Below are 5,839 nucleotides of genomic sequence, written 5' to 3'. Positions count from 1 at the left end.
AATCATCCCACGCCACTTGAAAAAAACGCAAGAGCAGACCAACGCTGAACATTGGGAGTGTTAAAAAACTCTACCGCAGTTTAGTTTCTTTGTTTAAGCTCGGATTGCGCAGCCTCATGCGATGCCTGCAAAATGACCTGCCCTTGCCGACATTTTGTGAGGTTATGAAAAACTGATAGGTGGCAAGGTGGAACTCCAACCTTCGTGCCAAGTTACGCGCTTGCTCGGCGGGAAAAGCCTCAGACAAGGACGCCATTTTATGGGTGTTGAGATTGTCCAGCACAACACGAATGACTGACGCCTCAGGATAGAGTTCGGTAATGTGCTTCTACTGTGGGCGAAGTCAATTTTGGCGCGCCTGTCAGTAATCCCCACGTGGCGAAATCCCTGTTTGGGCTCGCAGATCATCATCAAATCGAACACGTTCCATCGCCGCTACGAACTCCGCACTGGCGCCCGGAATACACCACTCCTGCTTCTGCCAGGGTTTTAGAGTGTTTTTTAAAAGCCGGCGGATCAGTTCATAGCTGCACGAGGCGGCATAGCCCAACCCCACCACTTGGTCCGACAATGGCAGCAAGGTCCAGTGTGAGCACCCTTCCGGCGCATCGTTGCAGGCCCGGAAATTGTCAATTTATTAGCGTCTGTTTGTGGATTGTTAGTGGATATTACGTTCAGGAGCACAGTGGCGGTTTTTGCCGGCAACACTGGGTAAGTGGAATAGTATATTCAAGTGTTTTTCACGCTGGCGTGCTAATGGCACATGGGAAAAACTCTTTGATCATTTCTCTGAAATGTCTGATTTACAAGATATTTCAATGGATGGATCGGTAATTAGAGCATATGCTTAGCGCGGCCGGAACAGCAAACAGCAGCGCCGATAATGACCCTCTGCGAAGGCTTGGGCATGCCGATTAAATTCATACTAACAAGCAGCTGAATGCATGTTCGGTAAGCTCAAGCACTACCGCAGAATGGCTACTCGTTATGAGAAAAAGACTATTAATTACATGGGGATGCTGTCATTTTCTTCGGTGCTTTTATGGCTTAGATGAAACGTTAACAGAATCTAAAGTAACGGCAGCATCCATCTATCAAAGATTCCCTTTTGCCCCCCCTACTCCTTACAGATCAGAGCTATACACCTTAGACCGGCCTTGATAGCGCATCAATAAAAGCACCAGCACGATTGCCGGCAAACCCACCGCTGATGCATAAATAAAAAAAACAGTGTAGCCATAACTATCGACAACTACCCCGGAAAACCCCCCTAATAGCTGAGCAGGCAAAGTCATCAGCGAACTGAACAACGCATATTGCGTGGCAGTGTACGCAGTATTGGTTAAACTGGAAAGATAAGCGATAAAAACCGATGTCGCTATGCCGCCGCTTAAATTATCCGCGCTTATAACACCTGACAACAGTAACAAATTAGGTTCACTAACCGCCAAAACAGCAAACAGCAGATTGGTAGACGCTACCATAATCGCACCCAGTAGCAAGGGACGCATAATGCCATATTTAACAACCAGAACCCCACCCATTGCAGCACCGGCAATAGTCATAAAAAAGCCAAATACTTTACTAATATCAGCAATATCTTTTTTACTAAAGCCCAAATCAAGATAAAACGGGTTCGCCATAACCCCCATGGTAATGTCGCTCATTTTATAAACTGCAATAAGCATTAAAATCAACAAACCGACTCTGCCGTTGCGCCCAAAAAACTCCACGAAGGGATTCAACACCGCACCCACAAAGCTTGTCGACAGCCGCCGCCAAATCTTCTGATGCTTTACAGCACCATTCTCGCCGCTCCCGCAAGAAGACTCATGATCCGGCTCTTTAAGACAAAGAGTCGCCACCAATCCCACAGACATGGCAGCCGCCATTACAAAATAAGCCGCTTTCCAACCGGCATAATCCGCGATATAAAAAGCCCCTGCACCCGCTACCAATAAAGCAATTCGATACCCTAACACATAGGTCGCCGCCATAGCGCCCTGATACTCCGGATTTACCGATTCAATACGATAAGCATCAATCACAACATCTTGCGTAGCTGAACAAAATGCCACCCACACAGCAAAGAAGGCAATCTGCTGCAACTCGCGATGCGAATCCGAAAGCCCCATGCCAATCAGGCCGACGACAATCCCCAACTGCGCAAGCAACATCCAAGCGCGTCTTTTACCCAAAAATTTAGTTAACAACGGCAGAGACAACCTGTCGATGACGGGAGCCCAAAAAAACTTTATTGAATAGGTAACGCCGATCCAGCTAAAAAAACCTATAACCGATCTTTCCACACCCTCATCCCGCAACCAGGCCGATAATGTCGAAAAAACCAATAAAAAAGGAAGTCCGGCGGAAAAACCAAGGAATATCATGCCGCGCACTCGCGGCTGAACGTAAATTGAAAAGGCCAATCGCCAACTTTTACTGCTAGCCATTGGCCTTACCTGACAAACGCGACTGCACAGATAGATATGATGATCGTTCCGAAGCAGTCGCCGAGCGCTGCACGAGGTGTGCAGCGCATATTTGAGCCATCAGCCATTAATTAGATAATGAGCAACGATACTTGCCACATAACCGCCGGCAATTGCAGGTGTCCACTTTAAATGACTGAAAAAGGTATATTTATGGTCAGACTGCCCCATTAAAGCCACGCCGGCAGCAGAGCCAACGGATAATAACGACCCACCAACACCGGCAGTTAACGTTACCAATAACCACTGATACAGATCCATATCCAGATTCATATTGAGCACCGCAAACATAACAGGAATGTTGTCAACAATCGCCGAAATCACACCCACTAGAATATTTGCCGTAGTCGCACCCAAGCCATCGTACATAGCGCCGGACAACAACTCAAGATAGCCGATATAACCTAACCCGCCGACGGCAAATACCACACCAAAGAAAAACAACAAAGTATCCCATTCGGCATGCCGCACTTTATCGAAAATATCAAACGCGTCATCGCCTTCAACGCGATAGACTGTTTTCAAGCGATAACCGTAAAGCATCAACGCGGAAAGACCGACCATCATGCCCATAAACGGTGGCAAATGCAGCGCTTGCTTAAAACTTACCGCCGTAACGATAGTCAACAAGAACATGACACAAACCTGTATCGCACCGGGCTTTAATTGCACAGCCGCTTCATCAGAGACCTTAGGTTGCTCATCAGGTACAGCAAAATACATCACCGCTGCCGGCACCCCGTAATTTACCGCCGATGGAATAAACAACTTGAAGAAATCAAAAAACTCAGCATACTCAGCTTGCCAAACCATCAAGGTTGTAATATCGCCAAAAGGACAGAACGCACCGCCCGCATTAGCCGCAATCACCAAATTAACAAAACCGATGCTGACAAATTTAGGATTATCCGAACCTACCGCCATCACCACCGCGCCGACCAATAGAGCCGCCGTCAAGTTATCAGCCACTGAGGACAAGAAAAACGTAATAATACCGGTAATCAAAAACAGCTTCCGATAGCCGAACTGTTTTCTTACTAACCAGGAGCGTAAAGCTTCAAACACATTTCGCTCAGCCATAGAATTAATATAAGTCATGGCAACTAACAGGAATAACATCAACTCCGCATATTCTTTCAAATTGTATTCGAAAGCTTCATGCATATCCTCAGCAGAAACACCCGCTTGAGCCGCTAAAACGGCCGCATTTGCCCAAATAATACCCGCCGCCAAAATAACCGGCTTAGACTTACTCAAATGAGTAAATTCCTCTGCCATGACAAAGCCATAAGCAATGATAAAAATCAGAACCGTATAAATACCCCGCTCTGTTCCCGTCAAACCGAGACTACCAAAAATTTAACGGACAATATTAGCACCATACAATAACCTTTGTCATTTTATGACCTACAGTATATGATTATTAGTCGTAATTACTCGCCTGGACAGGCACTAAGCGCTCATTTATGTATCAGTATAACGACATCGACCAAACACTCATTGAACAACGGGTAGCCCAATTTAGACGGCAGACTGAAAGCTTTTTAAAAGGCCACATCTCAGACGACCAATTTCGCGCCTTGCGCTTAATGAATGGTGTCTACATTCAAACTCACGCCCCGATGTTACGGATAGCCGGTCCCTATGGTCTGCTCAACGCCAAACAAATCCGAAAGCTAGCTCATATTGCCCGGACCTACGATAAAAACTACTGCCACTTCACGACCCGGCAAAACATCCAGTTTAACTGGCCTCAATTGGAAAAAATTCCCGATATTCTCGAGGAATTAGCCAGCGTCCAAATGCATGCCATTCAAACCAGCGGCAATTGCCTTAGGAATACCTCATCGGATCACTTAGCCGGTGTTTGTATCGATGAAATTGAAGATCCCCGCCCTTATTGTGAGATTATCCGGCAATGGACTACGCTTCATCCCGAGTTTGCTTACTTGCCTCGTAAATTCAAAATTGCTGTCAGCGGCGCAAAGCTTGATCGTGCAGCCACTCAATTTCATGACATCGGCTTGCATCTGGTTAACAATGACGCCGGTGAAATCGGCTTTAGAGTACTGGTCGGCGGCGGCTTAGGCCGCACCCCCATTATAGGTCAAGTCATCAAACCCTTTTTAGACAAAAAACACCTGCTGTCTTATCTGGAAGCCATACTGCGAATTTACAACCTATTCGGACGCCGCGATAACAAATACAAAGCGCGCATTAAAATCCTGGTCAAAGAATCCGGCATGGAAAAGTTTTCCGAACTGGTCGAAAAAGAATGGCTGCTAATCAAGGATGACCTGGAGCTGCCCCTCGACCGTATAGAGGCCGTCAAAGCCCAGTTTGCGCCACCTGCCTACCAAACAAATGCCGCACAGGATACGAGCTTTGCGCTGCATCAACTCGAAAACAGCGCCTTTGCCACCTGGGTTAAATACAACACTGCCGATCACAAAATAGCCGGTTATCGTGCTGCATTCATATCATTAAAAGCGCCGGACTCACCTCCCGGCGACATGACCGATACGCAACTTGACGCCGTCGCCGACATGGCCGACCAATACAGTTTTGGTGAAATCAGAAGCACGCACAGACAGAATTTGATTCTTGCCGACGTAAAGCAGGCAGATCTATTCCCGCTGTGGCAACAACTCGATGCGCTGAAACTGGCTACGCCAAATATCGGCACCGCGACCGATATGATTTGCTGCCCCGGCCTCGACTTTTGTTCACTCGCCAATGCCAGCTCGATTAGCGTCGCTAAAGAAATCAACGACGCTCTCGATGATTTAGACTACCTCCATGACATAGGCGATGTAAAAATCAACATGTCCGGATGCATGAACGGCTGCGCGCACCAAAGCGTAGGCCATATCGGCATACTGGGCGTCGATAAAAAAGGCGCTGAATGGTATCAATTGACATTGGGCGGTTCCTCGGAAAACGAGGCGGCTATCGGCGAACGCCTAGGACCTGCCGTTGCCAAAGACCAAGTTACTCATGCAGTCACCACCATTCTTGATGTTTATATCAAGCAACGCCTGGATGATGAATCATTCCTGGACATGGTAAAACGCGTTGGCATTAACCCCTTCAAAGAGCAAGTCTATGCAAATAATTAAAGACAAACAGATTGTTGACGACAGCTGGAGCTTTGTTGCCAACGATGCCGAATTGAAAGACGGCGACATCAGCGTTTCATTAGCCCGCTGGAAAAAAGACAAGCAACAATTGCTTAAGTCCAACGGAAAGATAGGCGTCAGAATCGGACCTGCCGATTCAGTTGAAGACATTGCCGCCGATTTAAACGACATCCCGTTAATCGAGCTGGATTTCCCCGCCTTTGCCGA

Annotated in this window: 4 protein-coding genes and 1 pseudogene; 3 read left to right on the top strand and 2 right to left on the bottom strand. The window is 47.2% G+C overall.

The window, feature by feature from the left end; translation table 11 throughout:
* The first annotated feature begins 665 nt into the window (after positions 1-665).
* On the top strand, positions 666-851 hold the full coding sequence (locus tag V7051_RS24185) for a transposase (RefSeq protein ID WP_333878970.1): 186 nt from the start codon (positions 666-668) through the stop codon (positions 849-851).
* Between the two features lie 273 nt (positions 852-1,124).
* On the opposite strand, the gene V7051_RS24180 is transcribed toward V7051_RS24185, so the two are convergent.
* Positions 1,125-2,453, bottom strand: coding sequence for an AmpG family muropeptide MFS transporter (locus tag V7051_RS24180; RefSeq protein WP_333878964.1), 1,329 nt, complete (start codon positions 2,451-2,453; stop codon positions 1,125-1,127).
* A gap of 99 nt (positions 2,454-2,552) precedes the next feature.
* Positions 2,553-3,851: a sodium:proton antiporter NhaD gene (gene nhaD, locus V7051_RS24175; protein WP_334181188.1), complete on the bottom strand. Its 1,299-nt coding sequence runs from the start codon at positions 3,849-3,851 to the stop codon at positions 2,553-2,555.
* 107 nt (positions 3,852-3,958) lie between these two features.
* Between nhaD and V7051_RS24170 the strand changes: the two genes are divergently transcribed.
* Positions 3,959-5,611 (top strand): nitrite/sulfite reductase, encoded by a 1,653-nt coding sequence (locus V7051_RS24170; protein WP_333878962.1) that lies wholly within the window; start codon positions 3,959-3,961, stop codon positions 5,609-5,611.
* Positions 5,598-5,839 (top strand): annotated as a pseudogene (locus V7051_RS24165) (DUF934 domain-containing protein); the annotation flags it as partial. The gene V7051_RS24170 and the pseudogene V7051_RS24165, both read left to right, overlap by 14 nt.

The sequence above is a fragment of the Methylobacter sp. genome, from assembly GCF_036845245.1.
In the GTDB taxonomy this organism is placed as follows: domain Bacteria; phylum Pseudomonadota; class Gammaproteobacteria; order Methylococcales; family Methylomonadaceae; genus Methylobacter_A.
Note: the sequence above shows the minus strand (reverse complement) of the source record. Positions and strands in the feature narration are given on the sequence as shown.